Origin of the sequence: Streptomyces sp. E2N166 (genome assembly GCF_003671715.1) — a bacterium.
Lineage (GTDB): Bacteria > Actinomycetota > Actinomycetes > Streptomycetales > Streptomycetaceae > Streptomyces > Streptomyces thinghirensis.
Genome location: NZ_RAIF01000006.1, coordinates 134,768 through 152,756 on the forward strand (window position 1 = coordinate 134,768; position 17,989 = coordinate 152,756).

The window sequence follows — 17,989 nt, forward strand, 5'->3', positions numbered from 1 at the left end:
TGTATGTCCTCTCCGGCCCGTAGGGCACGGGGTTGTGTGCTGGAGCGGCCGGCGATGGGTACGCCGGCCCTCGGGGAAAGCTGGTCAGTCGCCGGTGAGGCCCTCGGCCATGGCCGAGGTGTTGGCGCGCATCATTTCCAGGTAGGTGCCGGCGCCCTTGCCCTTCTCGGTCAGCGACTCGGAGTACAGCGAGACGACGTCCACGTCACCGCCCATTTCCTGACGCAGGACCTCCGCGAGGCGGGTGGGCTGCGAGGAGTCGGCGAAGACGGTGCGCACCTTGGCCTTCTCCATGGCCTGGGTGAGGGAGCGCAGGTCGGAGGAGCTGGGCGAGGCGAGCGTCGTGCCGCTGGGGATGACCGCGCCGATCACGCGGAAGCCGAAGCGGTCGGCGAGGTAGCCGAAGACGTGGTGGTTGGTCACCAGGGCGCGGCGGTCCTCGGGGATGTCCGCGAAGGACTTCTCCATCCACGTGGTGAGGTCGACGAGTTGTCCGTCGTAGTGTGCGGCGTTGTCCCGGACGGCCTTCTCGTTCACGCCGTCGACGTGATCCACGACTTGGTCGGCGATCAGGCCTGCCGCCTCGCGGACGCGGTCGGGGTCGGTCCAGAAGTGCGGGTCCGGCTCGCCGGCCTCGTCGTCGGGGCCGCCCTCCTCACCGGCGTGGAAGGTGAGGGGATCGGCCGCCTCGCCCGCCGCGAAGGTGGCCACTCCCGATGCGCGGGCGGCCTCCACGTGCCGCAGTACGTTCTCCTCCAGGCCCAGGCCGTTGTAGACGACCAGGTCCGCGTTCTCCAGTTCGGCGGCCTGTACGGCCGAGAGGCCGAAGGAGTGCGGGTCGGCGTTGGGCTTCATCAGGACGCTGACGTCCGCCTCGTCGCCGACGATCTCCCGGGTTATGTCACCGAGGATGTTGGTCGTCACCACGACCCGGGGCTGCTCGTCGTCGCCGCCCGCGCAGCCGGTCGCCGTACCGGCGAGGACGGAGAAGGTGACCAGGGCCAGCAGCAGGGCGCGCACCCGCGCGGCTCGCGCACGCGCGCTCATCGGCCTGTCTCCGCCATCAGGGACGGCCGCATGTCGAGGTCGAAGGTGCGGGCGACACGGAGGTCGTCGTTGTAGTCGATCTCGTACACGCGCTTGCCGGCGGGATCGTTGAGGTAGGCCCGGCTCCGGTCGACCTCGATCACCGGTGCCGCGGCTTCACCGGTGCCGGCCTTGGGGAGGTCCGTCAGCAGAGGTTCGGTGACCGTGGTCTCCTCGCCGGTGGATATGTCGTAGCCGTGCAGGGCACCGTCGGTCTCCAGGACGACGAGCGGGGAGCCTTCACCGGCGGTGTTGGCGGCGACCACGGGGCCGGTCTTCACCCGCTTCCAGGCGCGTTCGGTGACGTCCAGGGCCCAGACGGCGTCCTTCCCCGCGGGTGCGGTGAGCGTGGTGCTGCCCGGACGGTGGCGGAACTCCGTGGCCCGCTCCGCCTGCGGCACATCCTCGCCGTACGGGATCCTCTCGGCGGTGAAGGTGCCCTCGTCCTCGTGGACGAGCAGGGCGCCGTCGGCGCAGCCGAGGACGACCCCTCGCCGGGTGACCGCGTCGCCCTTCGGATCCTCGCACGCGGACTCGGGGGTGGCGACGCGCTTGCCGGACCGGTCGAGCACGACGACCCTCGCGGGAGCGTCGCCGTCGCGCGTGAGGGCGACCAGGTGTTCCGCGTACGGCACGACGGGCCCGGCGTAGGTGCCGGGGAACTGGTCGGGGGTGCCGAGGGCGCCCTTCTCCAGATCCGCGCGAGGGTAGACGTCCGCCTTACCGTCCACTGCCGTGACGACGGTTACGCCCGCGTCGCCGCGGATGTTCGTGCCGGTGCCGCCCGGGAGTTCGCCCGCCTCCCGGATCTTCGCGCGGTAGTAGTGCACATGGTCTCCGTGGTCGACCGTCCAGGCGCCGCTGTCCAGGACGTGGGTGCCGTCCGCGCCGTGGAAGTAGCCGAAACGGCCGTCGGTGGTGAGTGCGGTGACGCCGGCCTTGCGCCCGGTGTCGTGGGTCTTGCCGGTGATCAGGTCCAGCACACGGGTGTCGCCGGTGGCGGGGTCGCCGAGAAGGAGCCGGGACTGCTGCTCGGCGGCCTCGCTGGCACCCGCGACGTAGCCGTGGGGGGTGGCGGAGGAAGAAGGCGGGCGGGACCTGGCACCGTCCTGGCCCGCGCAGCCCGCGGTCAGCAGAACCACTGACAGAAGCGCCGGCAACAGGGATGTGACGTTTCTTCGGACGAACAAGGAGATCGCCTCAGGTTTCGTTCGGTCGGGTCGTGGGGGTCGCGGTGAACGTGGCGGCGCGGGCGGGGCCGGCGCGGCGTGCACGGCGCCGGTGCTGGATCCCGGACGCCATGTGGGACAGGAAGAAGAGGCTGACCGCGAGGGCCGAGACGGTCGCGCCCGCCGCGGTGCTCAGGTGCCAGGAGAGCAGCAGGCCACCGAAGGTGGCGGTTGCACCGAGGGCCGCGGCAAGGATCATGACGCCGCGAACACCGCGCGCCCAGGGCAGAGCTGCCGCCGGCGGGGCGATGAGCAGCCCGAGGACGAGCAGCGTGCCCACGATGTGGAAGGAGGCGACGATGGCCAGGGCCAGCAGGCCGAGCAGCACGGCGTGCGCCAGTCGGGGACGCAGGCCGAGCGTCCGGGCCTTGCGTTCGTCGAACGCCAGGGCCAGGAAGGCACGGTGACCGAGCACCGAGACGGCCAGCGCCAGCAGCAGCGCCACCCCGAGGAGGACCAGGTCGCTCTCTCGTACGGCGAGGACGTCGCCGAAGAGGAACCCGGTGAGGTCCACGGCGAACGACTGCGAGCGCGACACGATGATGACGCCGAGGGACAGCATGCCGACGAAGAGCAGGCCGATACCGGTGTCCTGGGACAGCCTCGGAGTGCGGCCCAGGGCGGTGACACCGGCCGTCATGACGGCCGCACTCACCACCGCACCCACCAGCAGGTTGCCTCCGAGCAGCGCGGCGACCGCGACGCCCGGCAGGAGGCCGTGGGACATGGCGTCACCGAGGAAGGCCATCCCCCTCAGCACCACCCACGTCCCCGCCAGGGCGCATATCGCCGACACCAGAATCCCGGCCCACAGGGCTCGCTGCACAAAGGCCACCTCGAAAGGGGCCGTCAACCACTCCATACGAGGACCCTACAATGACAACCATGTTCAACAAACACCGCCCGACGCCGCCCGACGCCGAACCGAGGAACGGCCGCGTCCGTTTCACCGACCTGGATGCGGGCTACCCCGGCCGTCCGGTGCTCCGCCAACTCAGCTCCTGGATACCGGCTTTGGCCATGACGGCACTCGTCGGCCCGAACGGCAGCGGGAAGTCCACCCTGCTCGGCGTCCTCGCCGGCGTGATCGACGCCACATCCGGACAGCTCTGGTACGCGGAAGGCCGCCCGCCGACCTTCGTGCCACAGCGCGGCGCGGTCGGTGACGCACTCCCCCTCACGGCACGGCAGACGGTGGAGATGGGGCGCTGGGGAGAGCGGGGGCTGTGGCGGCGGCTGACCCGGCAGGACCGGACCGTGGTCGACTCCGCCATGGAACGACTGGGCGTCGCCGACCTCACCGACCGCCAGCTCGGCGAGTTGTCCGGCGGGCAACGTCAGCGCGTTCTCATCGCACAGGGCCTCGCCCAGCAGTCCGACCTTCTGCTCCTGGACGAGCCGACCACCGGGCTCGACCCCGAAGCCCGGGATCGGATCACGGCGCTGTTGACGGAACTGGTCGCCGACGGCACTACCGTCGTCCAGGCCACCCACGACCTGGAGGCCGCCCGCTCGGCCGATGCCTGCCTGCTCCTCAGCGACGGACGGCTGGTCGGACAGGGTCCGCCCGACCAGGTACTCACCCCGGTGGCCCTGTCCCGGATCTGGCAGCCGGCGTGAAGCGGCCGGACCGGACCGGTGACGCCCAGCGCACGGCAGCGACCTTCAGCATCGCCGCACACGAGCGCTACGGGACGACTTCATCGCACCCCCCTGGGTGCCGGTATCTCTCCCTGTCCCTCCGGGACCGCCGGTCGGGATCGAAGCCGAGGCTCGCGGCGGTCTCGTCGCCGAGGGAGAGGACGTCCAGTGCCCGCCCGTACCGGTACAGGACCGCGGGACCGGCCGGCACCACGACGGAGACGACGGGCAGCGCGCCCCAAGTCGCGGCACCGAAGCTGCCCATGGTCCAGTAGAGGACCACGGGCAGTTTCGGTGCCCGGCGCGAAGTGGATACCGACTTCGGCGGCTCGTCAGCATGACGCAGGCTCGTCGGGGGTCAGGCCGGCGTTCCACGAACGGAGCCCTCAGAGGGCTGTGGAACGTGTGAGGAGGAGACCTCAAGCGGGCAGTCTCGTGTCGATGACGAAGCTGATTTCGACGACCTGGCCGGGCAAGGTCAGTTCAGTGATGCCCAAGACCGTGCTGGCCGGGCGGTGGTCTCCGAAGTACCCCAGGTTGCCCTCCGCCGTCGCCGCGGCGTTCTGCCGCAGGTTCACCACGTACAGGGTCTGCGAGACGACCTGGTTCCGGGTGGCGCCGTAGTGGTCCAGGACCTTGTCCATGTTGGCGTAGGTCTGCTTGAGCTGGGCGGCGAAGTCGCCCGCGTAGAGGAACTCGCCCGCCTCATCGAATGAGAGCTGTCCAGAGACGTGGATCAGCTCACCGGACTTGATCGCCTGTGAGTAGCCGAAGTCGCTCTCGGCCGGAACGTCGTAGTTGAAGGCATCAATGGTGGCCACGGTGCTCGCCCTTCCGCATTGCTCTCTTGTAGTTACCCGGAAACTGTAGGAGAGTGGCGGCTGAACTGGAAGAACGCACTTCTCGGTGACTGAGGAACCTCATGGTGACCAAGCAACTGCTCAAGGGCCTGCCCGAGGACGCTGACCTGCGGCGCGCAGACTCCCTGGCGCGGGAGATCTTCTCGGACGTCGCCAACAAATGGGCGCTCCTGATCATCGAGGCGCTCGGCGAGCGCACCCTGCGCTTCAGCGAGCTGCGCAACGAGGTCGAGGGCGTCAGCCACAAGATGCTCACCCAGAACCTGCGCATGCTGGAGCGCAATGGCCTGGTCGACCGGAAGGTGCACCCCACCGTGCCGCCGCGAGTCGAGTACACCCTCACCGAGCCGGGCCGGGCCCTGCGCACCGCGGTCGACGCCATATGCGGCTGGACTCACCAGCACCTCGGTCACATCGAGAGCGCGCGCGGCCGTTTCGACGCCTGACGGCCGGATACGGGGGAACGTCGGCAGGGTGACGGGTACTCAGGCATGGGCGTGGCGGCGGGTGCCCGGCGCCTTGTGCGGGGCGGCATGGTGGACGGGCCGGCCGGTAGCGGGGACCGAGAGGCGCCGCAGGGACAGGCTCGCGGTGACCAGGAGAACGGTGAAGACGGCCAGGAGAAGGACGGACACCCACATCTGCCGGCTCCCGGGCGACTGCCAGCCAGTCCAGGCCGCGGACCCTGTCCACAGCACAATGGCAGCAGCGTAGAAGGAGCGGATACGGCGCAGTTGCCGCACGGCCCGCAGGAACTGGATGCGTTCGGTCTTCGGTGCCATGCCGCCCCGTGTACCCCGATGTGCGATGCCCATCAGGGCCGGACGAAATCTTATGGAGAGCGCTCTGTCGGAGACTCTCGCATGATGCGTCTTGAAGTGATGCAGCATGTAGGTTGGCGTAGTTCAGGAGCGCACCGTAGCGGGGTCGGGTTGGCATCCGCGTGTTCTGCCCGTGGTCCGTTGTTGTTCCGGAAGCCAGGGCCCAGCGGGCGGCGGAGCGAAGACGACACGATGGACTCCGATGCTCCGGGCGCGAGCTCCCTTGGCGAGGTGGAGCCGTGGACACCCGCGCACTGGGCCGTGGAGACGAGTGACTACGAAAGGCGTGGTCTTCCGCAGAACTGCCGGTGTCCTGCGGGGCGATACGGCCGTCAGGTGCACGGCAGGTCATGAACACGGGCGTTGGAGCTTCTGCCCTGGTCGACCATCAGGGGAAGCGCAGGGTGAGGGCGAGCCCGCCCTCGGCGCCTGGGTACGCCGTGAGCGTGGCGTGGTGGGCCTCGGCGATGGAGGCGGCGATGGACAGTCCCAGACCGTGGCCGTTAGCGGCGGTGCGGTCCCCGCCGAGGCGTCGGAAGGGCTCGAACAGTTCCGGAATCCGTTCGGCAGGCACGTGGGGGCCCGTGTTGGTCACCGTCACGGTGCGGGCGTCGAGACGTCCGCGGACGTGGCCGCCGGGATGGTTGTACTGGATGGCGTTACGGATCACGTTCGTCAGCAGGTGGCGCAGCAGGACAGGGTCACCGGGAACGGCCAGCGAGGTGTCGGCGTCGAGGTCGACGCGCATCCTGCCCGAACCCGACCCGGCCTCTGCCTCCCCCATCCCGCCACCGCGGTACAAGCCGTCACAGGGAGACTCGATGAACCCTCTGGTGTTGATGTCCGATCCGCGGGTCGCCGCGATCCCGGTGCGCGAGTACGGGAAGCCGCTCGTCGACGTGCGTGACCACAGCTTCCTGGTGTGTGGTGAGCCTGTGCCGCCTGGGGCATCGGTGTGGGGCGAGGCGTCACCCGTGTCGTCGTGAGTGCCGGTTGGACCGTCGCCGCACGGTGAAGACGCAGGCGAGGATGCCGAGGGCCCAGGCGATCAGGAGGGCACCCCAGAGCGGCATGGTCACCATGGGGATGAGGAGGCGGATCTCGACACTCGAACGGTTCTCGAAGATGAAGATCAGAGCGATCGCGGTGATCAGGGTGAATGGTATAAGGCGGCGGACAGCGGGGCGGGAAAGGAACGACTTGTGCGCTTTGCCCGTGGTTTCCTGAGTCATGAGGTGCCTCTCCATCTCATTGCCCCCCACGTCCAGCGTTCCCCTGGGGCACGGGTCGCGCCACCGAGGGGTCGACACCTGCCGGGCGGCGCTTCAGTCTCGCTGCCTTGCCCGGGTGCCCGGTTCCTCCCGGACAGGGCAGCGGCCGGCCCAGTGCCAGCCGGGCCAGGCGCGGCCAGTCGGCTGCGGGTCCCCGTGGTCTCGACCCACCGGGCCGGTGGCGCGGCACGCGGACCCGTAGGGCCCCGGGTGCACTGCGGCACACCACGGGACAGGGCAGCACGACGTACTCCCCGTCGATGCCGACCGGCATGGTGACGGTACTGGTCTCGACGACGACTTCGTCGGCGGTGAGCCGGACGAGGCCCCCGGAGCGCGGTCGGCTCACCAGGCGCGCTGCTTCGGCGGTGCTGCCGACCCGGACGCACGCCACACCGAGGAGCCCCGTGTCCAGCCGCGCCCTGCGCCCCGGGTGTGACACGTCAACGGCCCGTCCGTAGGGGTTGTTGCTGACGAGCAGTGCCTGCAGGCCGCCTATATGCCGCTCGTTGGCCGTCATGCGCAAAGCGGGGGCGTTCTCGCCCGTGAGCAGTCCGGGGAGGGTCTGCAAGACCGTACGGGCTTTCGCGTCCCGGTAGGCGGGGTCGTTGACGACGGCCGCGTACGTGCCGAACGAGGCGTTGTTGACGAAGACACGGTCCGCGGCGTACCCGAGGTCGACGCGGAGTTCCACACCTCCGGTCAGGGCTTCCAACGCCGCCACCGGATCGTCGCGGTCGAGGCCGAGGTCGAGGGCGAAGTGGTTGCGGGTTCCGGCCGGGATCACCGCGAACGGCACGTCATGGTGCGCTGCGACGTCGGCGACCTGCGCCTGGGTGCCGTCGCCACCCGCCACCCCCAGCAGGTCCGCTCCGTCGGCGACGGCCTTCCGGGCCAGTGCGGTGACGTCCTGGCCGGTGTCGAGCACATGCACACGGCAACCCGCGGCCCGTGCCCTGTCCACCAGACGGAACCGGTCCACCTTGCCGCCGCCGGACCGGCGGTTCATGAGCACCCAGGGGCGGAGGGGCGTTACGGCGGCCTCTTCGGAGGCGGTGGGAGCAGGCGCCAGGGCCCAGCGTGCCGCGACGACGGCCAGTACCAGGAGGCCCGACGACAGCAGGGCGGGACCCAGCAGGTCGGCCGCGGCGTAGAGCGTGAGGACGGTGACCGGCGCGGCCACCGACAGAACTGTTCCGACGATGCGGGCGACACCGGTATGGGCCAGAGCCCACCACACGCCGACGGCTGCGAGCGTGAGGCCCGCGATGCCGATCAGGGCCCACAGCACACTGCGGAGCCCGGCGGCGACGAGCGGCACCAGGATGCAGGCCAGCAGAGCCAGCAGGGAGACGCGGGCGAGAGCGGTGCCGCCCTCGCCCGCGGGCGGGACGCCGTTCCCGCGCCGCCGGCTCGTGTCCGCGCCTTGTGCATCCACGTGTCGCTCTTTCGCTCCGTCACACGTCTAGTCCGGCGTGCGTTCCCCGGACAGGTCGTAGAGGTTGCCACCGGGCTTGATCACGCTCAGGGCCCAGATGATGAAGCCCGACATGGTGATCATCACGACGGACCACAGCGGGTAGTACGGCATGGAGAGGAAGTTGGCGAGGATCACGAGTGCGGCGATGACCACGCCGGACACGCGCGCCCACGTCGCGATCTTGAGCAGCCCGGCACTGATGATCACGGCGAGCACGCCCAGGACGAGGTGGATCCAGCCCCAACTGGTGAGGTCGAACTGGAAGACGTAGTCGGGTGTGGTGACGAACACGTCGTCCTCGGCGATGGCCATGACCCCCCGGAGGATGTCGAGGAGGCCGACGAGCAGGAGCATGACGGCGGCGAAGACGGTCAGGCCGGTCGCCCACGCCTGCCTCGGCGAGTGCGTCGGCCGGGTGTGTGTGGCGGTCATCGTGCGCCTCGATTCGTGGCGTGCGGATGGTCAGCGGGCGGAAGGACTGGTTGTGGTGGGGGCGTGGCCCGCGTGTTCCGCCGGCCCATGGCCGCTCAGGACCAACTCCTTCGCCCTGCGGAACTCCTCGTCCGTGATGGCACCCTGATCCCGGATTTCGGAGAGCCGGGCCAGTTCGTCGACGCTGGTGCGCTCTCCACCGCTCGCGGTCTTCCTGATGTAGGCGTTGAGCTCCTCCTGACGGGCACGGGCCTGCGCCGTCTCCCGCTGGCCCATGTTCTTCCCCCGTGCGATGACGTAGACGAATACCCCGAGGAAGGGCAGGAGGAGGCAGAACACCAGCCAGCCGGACTTGGCCCAGCCGCTCAGCCGGTCGTCGCGGAAGATGTCACCGATGATCCGGAAGAGCAGGACGAACCACATGATCCACAGGAAGACCAGAAGCATGGTCCAGAACATGCTGAGCAGTGGGTAGTCGTACGCCAGGTAGGTCTGCGCGTTCATGTCCGTCCTCCGTCCCGGGCGAGCCCGGCGTTCGTTGCGTACTGACCTCAGAGTGGTCACGGGGCTCAGCCCCCGGCATCACCCGGCACGGGTGAGTTGGCCGCCGGGCGGCCGGTGCCCTGCCCGGAGCCACGGCGCTCGTTCATGAGGCTGTTCGGTGCGCTGCCGGACGTGCCGGTCAGGCGGCTGCCGCCAGGACCGCAAGGACGAGCAGCAGGAGGAGGACCGAGGAGCCGGCCACGCGGGCCCGCCGGTGCTGTACCGACTCCTGCCGGCGCGGAGACTCGTACTCCGCTCGCTCACCGGCGGAGAAAACGGTGGAGCGGTCCGCAGGCCCACGGAGCCAAGCGGTCCGGCCGGTGTGGTCGGGGCCATCGTCGTTCCTTCCACCGGCTCACGGTCAAGTCATGGCAGCGGGCGTGCCTGTCTTCGGAGGGCGTGCCCCGCGCAGCGCGGACCGCCACCCCAGGGCGACCACCGCCTCGGCCAGACCGAGCAGGACCAGCCACAGGCCGAGAAGCCGGGTCAGAGCGCGGGCCGACTCGGCGGGCAGCGCGAGGACGACGATCCCAGCGACGACCGCGAGCACCGCCGTCCCCATGACCAGGCCGCGGTGCGGCAGGTTCTCGGTGACCAGGGCGGCGTAGAGGGTGAGGAGGCCGGACACCAGCCAGACCATGCCGACGATCAGGGAAAGCGCGGCGACGGTCTGCAGCGGGTTGCGCAGACACAGCACCCCGGCCAGCACGTACAGCACGGCCAGCAGGAGCCCGGGCAGCCTTTCGTGTCCCTCCCGCGCGAAGACGGCTACGAACCGGAACACTCCGGTCAGCAGCAGATACAGACCAAGGAGGACGGCCAGGACGTGCAGGGTCGCCTCCGGCCAGACCAGGACCAGGAGGCCGGGGACCAGCGTGGCGACGGCCGATCCCATGAGCCAGGTCCAGGATCGGCCGAGCCTGGCGAGGATGTGCGCGGGGTCGTCCATGGCTCCGGGTACCGTCCTGCCGGACTCGCCTCTATGGCCGGTGGGTTCCGCCGCGTCTCGGGGCACGGTCATGGCGCCTCCTCGTGGACCGGCCGGTCGTCGCCGGACCCGCCCGATGGGGACGGTCGGTGAGCGCCGGAGGACTCGTACGTGTCCGTTCCAGGGTCGGGGCGGGCGCTCAGGGCCGGGGTCACCCATGAGGGGTGATCCCGTCCTGTCGGCGGGGCAGTGAGGTGGGATTCGGGAACATCTGCCCACCGGGCCCGGACGAGACGAAGAGACGTGAGATGAGCGAAACGCCCTCAGGAGGCAGCAAGGGCCGCACCTTGTCGGGACCGCCCCCTCGTGGCGGGCTCCGTACTCGCCGAGGCGCAGCGGCGGTAGCTGTCGCGCGTGCTGTGTTCGTCGCCGTTGGGCTTGTCACGGCCTACTATCTGCTGCCCCTGGACGAGCGGCTCACGGCCGGTACGTCGGTGCTGCTGGTGTGCGGCCTGCTCGCGGTCCTCCTGGTGTTCTGCTGGGAAGTGCGGGCCATCGCGCGTTCCCCTCATCCGCGTCTGAGAGCCGTCGAGGGCCTGGCCGCGACGCTGGTGCTGTTCCTGGTCCTCTTCGCCGGCTCCTTCTACCTGCTGGAGCGCTCCGCGCCCGGCTCGTTCAGCGAGCCGTTGAACAGGACGGACGCGCTGTACTTCGCCCTGACCACGTTCGCCACCGTCGGCTTCGGCGACATCACGGCACGCTCCCAGACGGGGCGGGTGCTCACGATGGCGCAGATGGCGGGAGGGCTGCTGCTCGTAGGTGTCGCCGCCCGGGTGCTGGCGAGCGCGGTGCAGGCAGGGCTGAACCGACAGCGCCGGGGGCCGACGGTTGCGCCGCGCTCCGGAGCTGGGCCCGTGGAAGAACCGGAGGCCGGAGAATGACGATACCCAGCACCTTCACCGCCTCCCTGCCACTGGCGGAGCGGGCGACGTACGGCAGGAAGGCCCGTGAACGGGCCTCACGTTCGTGCCACGGCTGGTACGAGACCGGGCAACGGCGGGGTGACCCGGTCGACCTGCTGGAGCGCCAGTCCGGCGAACGCGTCCCGGCCCTGGTGCCGATCCGCTACGGCCGCATGCTGGAGTCGCCGTTCCGCTTCTACCGCGGCGCGGCAGCGATCATGGCGGCGGACCTGGCACCCCTGCCCTGCAGCGGACTCCAGGTGCAGTTGTGCGGGGACGCGCACCCGCTGAACTTCCGGCTCCTCGCCTCACCGGAGCGCCGCCTGGTCTTCGACATCAACGACTTCGACGAGACGCTGCCCGGCCCTTTCGAGTGGGACGTCAAACGTCTTGCGGCCGGATTCGTGATCGCGGCCCGGGCTAATGGCTTCGCACCCAAGGAACAGAACCGCACCGTACGGGCCTGTGTGCGGGCCTACCGGGAGCGCATGCGGGAGTTCGCCGGCATGCCGACCCTGGACATCTGGTACGCCCAGGACGACGCCGACCACGTACGGCAACTGCTGGCGGCGGATGCAGCGGGGGAAGCGGAGCACCGGCTCAGGAAAGCGGCCGTGAAAGCCCGCACGCGCACCCACATGAGGGCGTTCGCGAAACTCACCCGCGTCACGGCCGAGGGCCGGCGCATCACCCCCGACCCGCCGCTGATCACCCCACTGGCCGATCTGCTCACCGACCCGGCCGAGGCCGGCCGGGAGGAGGAACTGCGGTCCGTCGTGAGCGGCTACGCGCGGTCCCTGCCGCCCGAGCGCCGACACCTGCTGCGCCACTACCGGCTCGTGGACATGGCTCGCAAAGTGGTCGGCGTCGGCAGCGTCGGTACCCGCTGCTGGGTACTGCTCCTGCTCGGCAGGGACGACGACGACCCGCTGTTGCTCCAGGCCAAGGAAGCCTCGGAATCGGTGCTGGCGGCGCACACGGGCGGCGAACGCTACGACAACCAGGGCCGCCGGGTCGTGACCGGCCAACGCCTGATCCAGACCACCAGCGACATCTTCCTCGGCTGGACCCGTGTCACCGGCCTCGACGGAAAGGGCCGGGACTTCTACGTGCGCCAATTGTGGGACTGGAAGGGTATCGCGCGGCCGGAGACCATGGGGCCCGACCTGCTCTCCCTCTTCGCCCGGCTGTGCGGAACCTGCCTGGCGAGGGCCCACGCCCGTTCCGGTGACCCCGTCGCGCTCGCCGCGTACCTGGGTGGCAGCGACCGCTTCGACCGCGCGCTCACCGAGTTCGCCCAGTGCTACGCCGACCAGAACGAACACGACCACGAAGCCCTGATGGCGGCCTGCCGCTCCGGCCGGATCACGGCCGCCCGGGTGTGAGGCCGGCCCGGGAACGGCGAGCGGGCCGACGCACACCGTCCGTGGGCGTCATTCCGGGAGCTGCCGCATCTCCATGACGCGCAGGCCCAGTGACTGGCAGCGGGTGAGCAGCCCGTACAGGTGGGCCTCGTCGATCACCGTGCCGAACAGAACGGTCTGGCCGGACATGACGACGTGCTCCAGCTCCGGGAACGCGTTGGCCAGCGTCTCCGACAGGTGTCCCTCGATTCGAATCTCGTAGCGCACGAGCGGTCCTTCCACCGGACGGGCTCGGGACACCGTCCGGGGCTCGGGGGCGGACGGTGCTCTGTGACGATCCTGCGCCTCGTCGCCCTCCGGCGCCCTCACCCGGTACAGGTGACCGTGGCCGCGGTACCGGTACCTCAGTGCGTCACCGCGATCTTGACGACAACGATCACCAGACCGAGCAGTACGTTGACCGTCGCGGTGGTGGCCACCAGCCGTCGTGAGGCGCCCGCACGGTGTGCCGCGGCGACGGACCAGCCCACCTGTCCGGCTACGGCGACGGACAGCGCCAGCCAGAGGGCACCCTGGACGTCCAGCCCCAGCACGGGGCTGACGGCGATCGCCGCGGCCGGAGGCACGGCGGCCTTGACGATCGGCCACTCCTCGCGGCACACACGCAGGATCACCCGCCGGTCCGGAGCGCGCCGCGCGAGACGCGCACCGAACAGCTCGGCGTGCACGTGGGCGATCCAGAACACCAGGCTGGTGAGCAACAGCAGCAGGACCAGTTCGGCGCGGGGGAACGAGCCCAGGGTGCCGGCTCCGATCACCACGGAGGCCGCGAGCATGGAGCCGTACACACCGCCGGTGTAGTCCGCGTGGGCGCGGTGCGCGGCCCGCCGCTTCCGCCGGTCCGTAGACCGCCCTGTCCTGGTCTCGTCTGCGGTCATTTGTGTCTCCTCCGCGCTCAGCCCGTCGGCCCGGTCTGTCCGGTTGTCCGGGTCCCGGCAACGGGCTCACTTTCGGACTGACGCTCCGCCCGGGCGGTCGGAAGACGCGCGGTGACCAGGAAACTCGCGAGCGCGACGCCGCCCGTGGCCAGGATCGCCGCCTTCAGCCCGTCCAACTGGGCGGAGGCGTAGGACTCCGCCACGGCGTCGACCTCGGACGGCGGCAGCCCGGCCTCCTCGGCCGCGGAACGCACCTGCTCGGTCGGGACGAAGGTGATGCCGGCCTCCAGACCGACCCCGACTTCATCGCGGGCGGCCTCGGACAGCCTCGGGTCGTCCGCGACCTGGGTGGTGAAGGCGCCTGCCAGCGCCCCGATTAGGATCGAGCCGATTAGCGCGGTGCCCAGCGCCGAGCCCAGATTCTGCGCCGTGAACTGCAGCCCTCCGGCCTCGCTGCGCTCCTCCTCACCGACACCGGACTGCACGACGTTGCCGAGCTGCGAGGCGAGCAGACCGACGCCCACGCCCAGCACGGCCATGGCCCCGGCGAACTGCGCGTCGTCGATGACCGGGTCGATCGTGGCCAGCAGCCACACCACGGCCGCCGCCAGGATCACCAGGGCCAGCCGCACCACGCGGCGCGGCCCCATCCTGCCCCCCAGCGCGGACCCGCACAGGGAGGTCACCAGCATGGTGGCCGACACCGGCAGCAGGCGCAGCCCCGTCTGGAAGGCGTCGAAGCCCTGCACCACCTGGAGGTAGAGCGGGATGGCGAAGAACAGCCCGAGGAGAATCAGGTTCTGGCTGAGCAAGGTCGTCAGACCGGCCCGCAGTACGGGCCTGCCCAGCAACGACAGGTGCACCAGAGGGTCGGCGTCCCGGGCCTCCCGCCGCCGTTCCCAGCCCCGGAACAGGGCCAGCACGGCGATTCCGGCGCCGACGACGAACAAGGTGGGAGCGAAACCCAGGACAGTGAAGGGAGGGTTGCGGGGCTCGACCCAGCCCCAGGTGCTGCTCTGCAGCACCCCGAGCACGCCCAGCCCCACCCCGGCGGCGGAGAGCGCCGCGCCGACCCCGTCCAACCGGGGGCGCTTGGCGGCCGGAGCGGGCGTCGCGATCACCCGCCGGCACAACAGCACGGCCACGACGACGAGTACCTCACCGGCGAAGACCAGCCGCCAGGTCAGGTAGGTCGTCATCCAGCCGCCCAGCAGCGGGCCTACCGCGATCCCGGCGCCCGCGAGCCCGCCGATCACCGCGTAGGCGACGGCCCGGTCCCGTCCGCGGTACGACTCCGCGACCAGCGCCGCCATGGCCGGCAGCACCATGGCCGCCCCGAGCCCTTCGACGACGGACCAGCCCAGGGTGAGGACCCACAGCGTGGGCGCCACGGCCGTCACGGCCGAGCCGACCCCGTACACGGCCAGTCCCGCGAGGAACATGCGGCGCCGGCCCAGGATGTCTCCGAGCCGGCCACCGATGAGCATGAACGCTGCCATGACCAGCGCATAGAGGGTGATCACGGCCTGGATGGCAGTGACCTCCGTGTCGAAGTCCTCGACCAACCGGCTGATCGACACGTTCATCACGGAGGTGTCCAGAACCATCAGGAACTGGGCCGTACCGAGGACTGCCAGGGCCCGCCAGTGCTTCACGTCGTCTCACCTCGCCGAGTCGGCCGGTGTGCTGCGGCACGTTCCCGCCATCGGACCCCGGCGGCGGCGCCGCGTGCCTCACCCCTCGCGGGGGAGGTCACAGGAGGTCGAGGTCACGCGCCCGGCGTACCGCGTCGCCGCGCCGGTTCACCGCCAGCTTCCGGTAGACGCTCTTGAGATGCGTCTTCACCGTGTTGACCGACACGAACAGGTCAGCGGCGATCTCCTCCGTGGACATCATGCGGGCCAGCCGTCGCAGCACATCACGTTCACGTCCGCTCAGCTCCACCGGCACCAGGGGCGCGGGTTCGGCGCCGGGCCGCACTGGCTCGCCGTGCGCCCCCGGCCGGCCCGACAGAAGCCAGCCCTCGGCGAGTCCGCGCAGCGGGGCTGTGGCCAGCAGCGGCTCGATCCAGTCTCCTGCCTGGAGGAAGGGACGCCGCAGACGCTCGCGCCGGGCGTCGAGAAGCGCACGTGCGACGAGCCTGCGGGCGGTGACCGTGTCTCCCGACTCCTGCTCCATCCGGGCCCGCACCAGCGCCGCGCCCACGCTCACCGCGGGGCCGGTGCGTCCCTCGGCACGAACGGCGCCGAGCAGTTCGGCCGCCGCACGGGGACGCCCCGCGGCGACCTGGAGCCCCGCCGCTTCGACGGCGCACACGGGTTGGTCGCCGCAGACGCCGTGGAGAAGTCGCACGGCTTCGTCCGGCCGTCCGTCGGCGAGGCAGGCGGCAGAGCGGACGACTGCGGCGTGACTCTCCGCCCAAGGGGACGCCACCACCACGGACACGGCCGGCTCCGCCGCCTCGGCGGCGGCGTGAGTTTCACCGTCGTCGAGGAGAAGGCGTGAGACGGCCAGGGCCCGCCCCGCCGTCGGCACCGGGTCGTGCTCCCGCGCCGGGAGCCGGGCCGTCTCGTCGAGCAGGGCCCGGGCCCGGCTCAGTTCCTGTCGGTCCACGGCCACCGCGGCCAGGACCAGCCGGCCGAGGCCCGCGCCGGGAGGCCGGGGCAGGCCCGCCCGGTCCGCCTCGGACACCGCGGCCAGAGCCCTGCGTTCCGCACGGCCGAGCCAGCCGTTCAGGTAGTCGAGCAGGGCCAGGTGCCCCATCGACTCCACTCGGGGCAGGACGGTGGCGGATCCCCCCGGGGCACCGGCCGCACGGGTCAGCACGGCACGTGCGTCGTCGAAGCGTCCTTCCCACAGACGGGCCGAACCCACGTGTGTCAGCAGCAGGGCGGTCAGTTCCGGATGCGCGTCCAGCAGATGATCGGGCAGGTCCTGGCTCAGTTCCTCGGCCGTCGCGGCCGCCTGCTCGGCCCTCGGAGGGCAGCCGGTGAGCCGGGCGGCGAGCGCCTCCAGCAGCGTGCAGCTCAGCCGGGCCGCCACCAGGCCGGGAGAGACCTCGGTCCCGGAGAGCTGTTCCTGGGCCCGTCGCAACCGGCCCAGACCGTGATCGAGGTCGCGTCGGGCCAGTGCGCCGGCCGCCCGCACGAGGTCGCTCGCCGGGCTCCCCGCTTCGGATCCCATGCCGGCGAAGAGCTGGGTCAGAGCATCCGAGCGCAGGCCCGTGAAGAGCTGACCGATCGCGAGGTCGTCGACGAGCGCGCCGGCGGCCAGATCGAAGTCGCCGCCCGCTACTCCATGGGCGAGCGTCTCCGGGAGGAAGCCGGAACGGCGCAGCCATCGCGCGGCTCGCAGATGCAGCTCCGCTTCCGCACCGGGCAGGCGTTCACGCAGGTGGGCCCGGAGTATCTCCCGGAAGAGCGGGTGCAGCCGGTACCAGGAGTGTCCCAGTCGCTCGATGAACGCGTTCTCCCGGTGCAGCCCGGCGAGGAGGGGTTCGGCGTCGGTCCGCAGCGTGAGGGAATCGGCCAGGTCCGGGCAGAAACGGTCCAGGACGCTGACCCGCAGCAGCAGGTCCTGCGTCTCCTCCGTCCTCCCCTTCAGGACCTCCGCCAGCAGGAAGTCCGCGACCGTGCTGTGGTCCGCCTCGAACTCCTTCAGATACCGCTCGGGGTCGGTGTCCTCCCGGGCCGCCAAGGCGGACAGCCGCAGCCCGGCGGCCCAGCCCCGGGTGCGGTCCACCAGGGCGGACGTGGCGGGCTCGGGAAGGTGCAGTCCGTGCAGTCGCAGCAACGCGCCGGCTTCCTGCGGGGTGAAGGACAACTCGGCGCCGCGGATCTCGGTCAGTTCGTCGGCGGCCCGGTAGCGGTGCAGCGGGAGCAGCGGCTCGGTGCGGGTGACGAGGACGAGGTGCAGTCCCTGCCCGGAGTGGTGCAGGACGAACTCCAGCTGTTCCGCGACCTCAGGGTTGGTCATCCGGTCGTACTCGTCGAGCACGAGGACCACGGGACGGTCGAGGGCGTTCAGTTCGGCGGCGAGCGACGTCAGCAGCCCGCGTCCCACGCCGCTCGAGTCCGCGGGCGCCGCGGCGGCGTCGGCCGCCCTCGCCCCGCACATGCGCAGGGACTCGAAGACGTAAGCCCAGAAGACCCCGGGCCGGTGATCTCCGGCCTCGACGGTCAGCCAGGCGACCGGCAGCCGCAGCCCCGCGGCCCAGTCGGCCGTCAGGAGTGTCTTGCCGGCGCCGGCCGAGCCGTTGACCAGCGTCAGCGGTGTGCGCAGGGCCTGATTCAGATGAACGACGAGCCGCTGCCGCCGCAGGAAAGTGGCAGGCCGAGAGGGAAGCGCGAACCGTGTGCGCAGGTACGGATCGCCCAGCGGATCGGTGCTCGCATCGGCGGACCGCCGAGCCGCGCCGTCGGCCGTGCCCACGCC

At 70.9% G+C, this 17,989-nt stretch carries 20 protein-coding genes and 1 pseudogene; 5 read left to right on the forward strand and 16 right to left on the reverse strand.

Annotated features, from left to right (window positions below; genetic code table 11):
* Positions 1 to 84 precede the first annotated feature (84 nt).
* From aztC to aztB, 3 genes are read right to left on the reverse strand one after another with little or no spacing between them, the layout of a single operon-like run.
* A complete protein-coding gene (gene aztC / locus EBH09_RS00860; protein ID WP_121745151.1) occupies positions 85 to 1,047 on the reverse strand; it encodes a zinc ABC transporter substrate-binding protein AztC in 963 nt (320 codons plus the stop codon).
* Positions 1,044 to 2,276 carry a hypothetical protein gene (locus tag EBH09_RS00865; protein WP_121745152.1) on the reverse strand — a complete coding sequence of 411 codons (1,233 nt, stop codon included), beginning with the start codon at positions 2,274 to 2,276 and terminating at the stop codon, positions 1,044 to 1,046. Before EBH09_RS00865 ends, aztC begins: the two co-directional genes overlap by 4 nt.
* 10 nt (positions 2,277 to 2,286) lie before the next feature.
* Entirely contained in the window at positions 2,287 to 3,177 is an 891-nt protein-coding gene (gene aztB / locus EBH09_RS00870) for a zinc ABC transporter permease AztB (protein ID WP_121745153.1), read from the reverse strand.
* Positions 3,178 to 3,200: 23 nt separating this feature from the next.
* Here aztB and aztA point away from each other — a divergent pair, with 23 nt between their 5' ends.
* On the forward strand, positions 3,201 to 3,935 hold the full coding sequence (gene aztA, locus EBH09_RS00875; RefSeq protein WP_193776048.1) for a zinc ABC transporter ATP-binding protein AztA: 735 nt from the start codon (positions 3,201 to 3,203) through the stop codon (positions 3,933 to 3,935).
* Positions 3,936 to 4,065: 130 nt separating this feature from the next.
* Here the strand turns inward: aztA and EBH09_RS00880 are convergent.
* Positions 4,066 to 4,236 (reverse strand): annotated as a pseudogene (locus EBH09_RS00880) (iron chelate uptake ABC transporter family permease subunit); the annotation flags it as partial.
* 139 nt (positions 4,237 to 4,375) lie between these two features.
* Positions 4,376 to 4,777, reverse strand: a complete 402-nt coding sequence (locus EBH09_RS00885) for a RidA family protein (protein ID WP_121745155.1) — start codon at positions 4,775 to 4,777, stop codon at positions 4,376 to 4,378.
* Positions 4,778 to 4,878: 101 nt separating this feature from the next.
* Here EBH09_RS00885 and EBH09_RS00890 point away from each other — a divergent pair, with 101 nt between their 5' ends.
* Positions 4,879 to 5,262, forward strand: coding sequence for a helix-turn-helix domain-containing protein (locus tag EBH09_RS00890; RefSeq protein WP_121745156.1), 384 nt, complete (start codon positions 4,879 to 4,881; stop codon positions 5,260 to 5,262).
* Positions 5,263 to 5,301: 39 nt separating this feature from the next.
* On the opposite strand, the gene EBH09_RS00895 is transcribed toward EBH09_RS00890, so the two are convergent.
* Positions 5,302 to 5,598, reverse strand: a complete 297-nt coding sequence (locus EBH09_RS00895; protein ID WP_121745157.1) for a hypothetical protein — start codon at positions 5,596 to 5,598, stop codon at positions 5,302 to 5,304.
* Between the two features lie 427 nt (positions 5,599 to 6,025).
* Positions 6,026 to 6,421: an ATP-binding protein gene (locus EBH09_RS00900; protein WP_121745158.1), complete on the reverse strand. Its 396-nt coding sequence runs from the start codon at positions 6,419 to 6,421 to the stop codon at positions 6,026 to 6,028.
* 37 nt (positions 6,422 to 6,458) lie between these two features.
* On the opposite strand from EBH09_RS00900, the gene EBH09_RS38385 reads away from it, so the two are divergent.
* Complete coding sequence (locus EBH09_RS38385; RefSeq protein ID WP_238697120.1) at positions 6,459 to 6,623, forward strand: hypothetical protein; 165 nt, start codon at positions 6,459 to 6,461, stop codon at positions 6,621 to 6,623.
* On the opposite strand, the gene EBH09_RS00910 is transcribed toward EBH09_RS38385, so the two are convergent.
* The 5 genes from EBH09_RS00910 to EBH09_RS00935 form a co-directional block, all read right to left on the reverse strand.
* Positions 6,606 to 6,869: a hypothetical protein gene (locus EBH09_RS00910; protein WP_121746162.1), complete on the reverse strand. Its 264-nt coding sequence runs from the start codon at positions 6,867 to 6,869 to the stop codon at positions 6,606 to 6,608. The two genes, EBH09_RS38385 and EBH09_RS00910, sit on opposite strands and share 18 nt — an antisense overlap.
* A gap of 16 nt (positions 6,870 to 6,885) precedes the next feature.
* A complete protein-coding gene (locus tag EBH09_RS00915; RefSeq protein ID WP_121745159.1) occupies positions 6,886 to 8,346 on the reverse strand; it encodes a diacylglycerol kinase family protein in 1,461 nt (486 codons plus the stop codon).
* Positions 8,347 to 8,373: 27 nt separating this feature from the next.
* A complete protein-coding gene (locus tag EBH09_RS00920) occupies positions 8,374 to 8,820 on the reverse strand; it encodes a hypothetical protein (RefSeq protein ID WP_121745160.1) in 447 nt (148 codons plus the stop codon).
* A 30-nt stretch (positions 8,821 to 8,850) separates the two neighbouring features.
* Positions 8,851 to 9,324 (reverse strand): SHOCT domain-containing protein, encoded by a 474-nt coding sequence (locus tag EBH09_RS00925; protein ID WP_121745161.1) that lies wholly within the window; start codon positions 9,322 to 9,324, stop codon positions 8,851 to 8,853.
* 400 nt (positions 9,325 to 9,724) lie between these two features.
* Positions 9,725 to 10,312: a DUF308 domain-containing protein gene (locus EBH09_RS00935; protein WP_345940917.1), complete on the reverse strand. Its 588-nt coding sequence runs from the start codon at positions 10,310 to 10,312 to the stop codon at positions 9,725 to 9,727.
* A 287-nt stretch (positions 10,313 to 10,599) separates the two neighbouring features.
* Between EBH09_RS00935 and EBH09_RS00940 the strand changes: the two genes are divergently transcribed.
* Positions 10,600 to 11,232, forward strand: coding sequence for a potassium channel family protein (locus EBH09_RS00940; protein WP_121745163.1), 633 nt, complete (start codon positions 10,600 to 10,602; stop codon positions 11,230 to 11,232).
* Positions 11,229 to 12,638 (forward strand): DUF2252 domain-containing protein, encoded by a 1,410-nt coding sequence (locus EBH09_RS00945; RefSeq protein WP_121745164.1) that lies wholly within the window; start codon positions 11,229 to 11,231, stop codon positions 12,636 to 12,638. Before EBH09_RS00940 ends, EBH09_RS00945 begins: the two co-directional genes overlap by 4 nt.
* Positions 12,639 to 12,686: 48 nt before the next feature.
* On the opposite strand, the gene EBH09_RS00950 is transcribed toward EBH09_RS00945, so the two are convergent.
* From EBH09_RS00950 to EBH09_RS00965, 4 genes are all read right to left on the reverse strand, one after another.
* Positions 12,687 to 12,884 carry a hypothetical protein gene (locus EBH09_RS00950; RefSeq protein ID WP_003972591.1) on the reverse strand — a complete coding sequence of 66 codons (198 nt, stop codon included), beginning with the start codon at positions 12,882 to 12,884 and terminating at the stop codon, positions 12,687 to 12,689.
* Positions 12,885 to 13,021: 137 nt separating this feature from the next.
* The gene (locus EBH09_RS00955; protein WP_121745165.1) at positions 13,022 to 13,555 is read right to left on the reverse strand and encodes a hypothetical protein; all 534 of its coding nucleotides are present in this window, start codon (positions 13,553 to 13,555) and stop codon (positions 13,022 to 13,024) included.
* Positions 13,556 to 13,572: 17 nt separating this feature from the next.
* Positions 13,573 to 15,210, reverse strand: coding sequence for an MFS transporter (locus EBH09_RS00960; RefSeq protein ID WP_121745166.1), 1,638 nt, complete (start codon positions 15,208 to 15,210; stop codon positions 13,573 to 13,575).
* Between the two features lie 97 nt (positions 15,211 to 15,307).
* On the reverse strand, positions 15,308 to 17,986 hold the full coding sequence (locus tag EBH09_RS00965) for a LuxR C-terminal-related transcriptional regulator (RefSeq protein WP_121745167.1): 2,679 nt from the start codon (positions 17,984 to 17,986) through the stop codon (positions 15,308 to 15,310).
* Positions 17,987 to 17,989: the final 3 nt, after the last annotated feature.

Coding starts and splice junctions, on each gene's coding strand:
- aztC (WP_121745151.1), bottom strand. CDS start 1,047: ATGAGCGCGCGTGCGCGAGCCGCGCGGGTGCGCGCCCTGCTGCTGGCC.
- aztB (WP_121745153.1), bottom strand. CDS start 3,177: ATGGAGTGGTTGACGGCCCCTTTCGAGGTGGCCTTTGTGCAGCGAGCC.
- aztA (WP_193776048.1), top strand. CDS start 3,201: ATGTTCAACAAACACCGCCCGACGCCGCCCGACGCCGAACCGAGGAAC.
- EBH09_RS00890 (WP_121745156.1), top strand. CDS start 4,879: ATGGTGACCAAGCAACTGCTCAAGGGCCTGCCCGAGGACGCTGACCTG.
- EBH09_RS00895 (WP_121745157.1), bottom strand. CDS start 5,598: ATGGCACCGAAGACCGAACGCATCCAGTTCCTGCGGGCCGTGCGGCAA.
- EBH09_RS00900 (WP_121745158.1), bottom strand. CDS start 6,421: ATGGGGGAGGCAGAGGCCGGGTCGGGTTCGGGCAGGATGCGCGTCGAC.
- EBH09_RS38385 (WP_238697120.1), top strand. CDS start 6,459: ATGAACCCTCTGGTGTTGATGTCCGATCCGCGGGTCGCCGCGATCCCG.
- EBH09_RS00910 (WP_121746162.1), bottom strand. CDS start 6,869: ATGACTCAGGAAACCACGGGCAAAGCGCACAAGTCGTTCCTTTCCCGC.
- EBH09_RS00920 (WP_121745160.1), bottom strand. CDS start 8,820: ATGACCGCCACACACACCCGGCCGACGCACTCGCCGAGGCAGGCGTGG.
- EBH09_RS00925 (WP_121745161.1), bottom strand. CDS start 9,324: ATGAACGCGCAGACCTACCTGGCGTACGACTACCCACTGCTCAGCATG.
- EBH09_RS00935 (WP_345940917.1), bottom strand. CDS start 10,312: ATGGACGACCCCGCGCACATCCTCGCCAGGCTCGGCCGATCCTGGACC.
- EBH09_RS00940 (WP_121745163.1), top strand. CDS start 10,600: ATGAGCGAAACGCCCTCAGGAGGCAGCAAGGGCCGCACCTTGTCGGGA.
- EBH09_RS00945 (WP_121745164.1), top strand. CDS start 11,229: ATGACGATACCCAGCACCTTCACCGCCTCCCTGCCACTGGCGGAGCGG.
- EBH09_RS00955 (WP_121745165.1), bottom strand. CDS start 13,555: ATGACCGCAGACGAGACCAGGACAGGGCGGTCTACGGACCGGCGGAAG.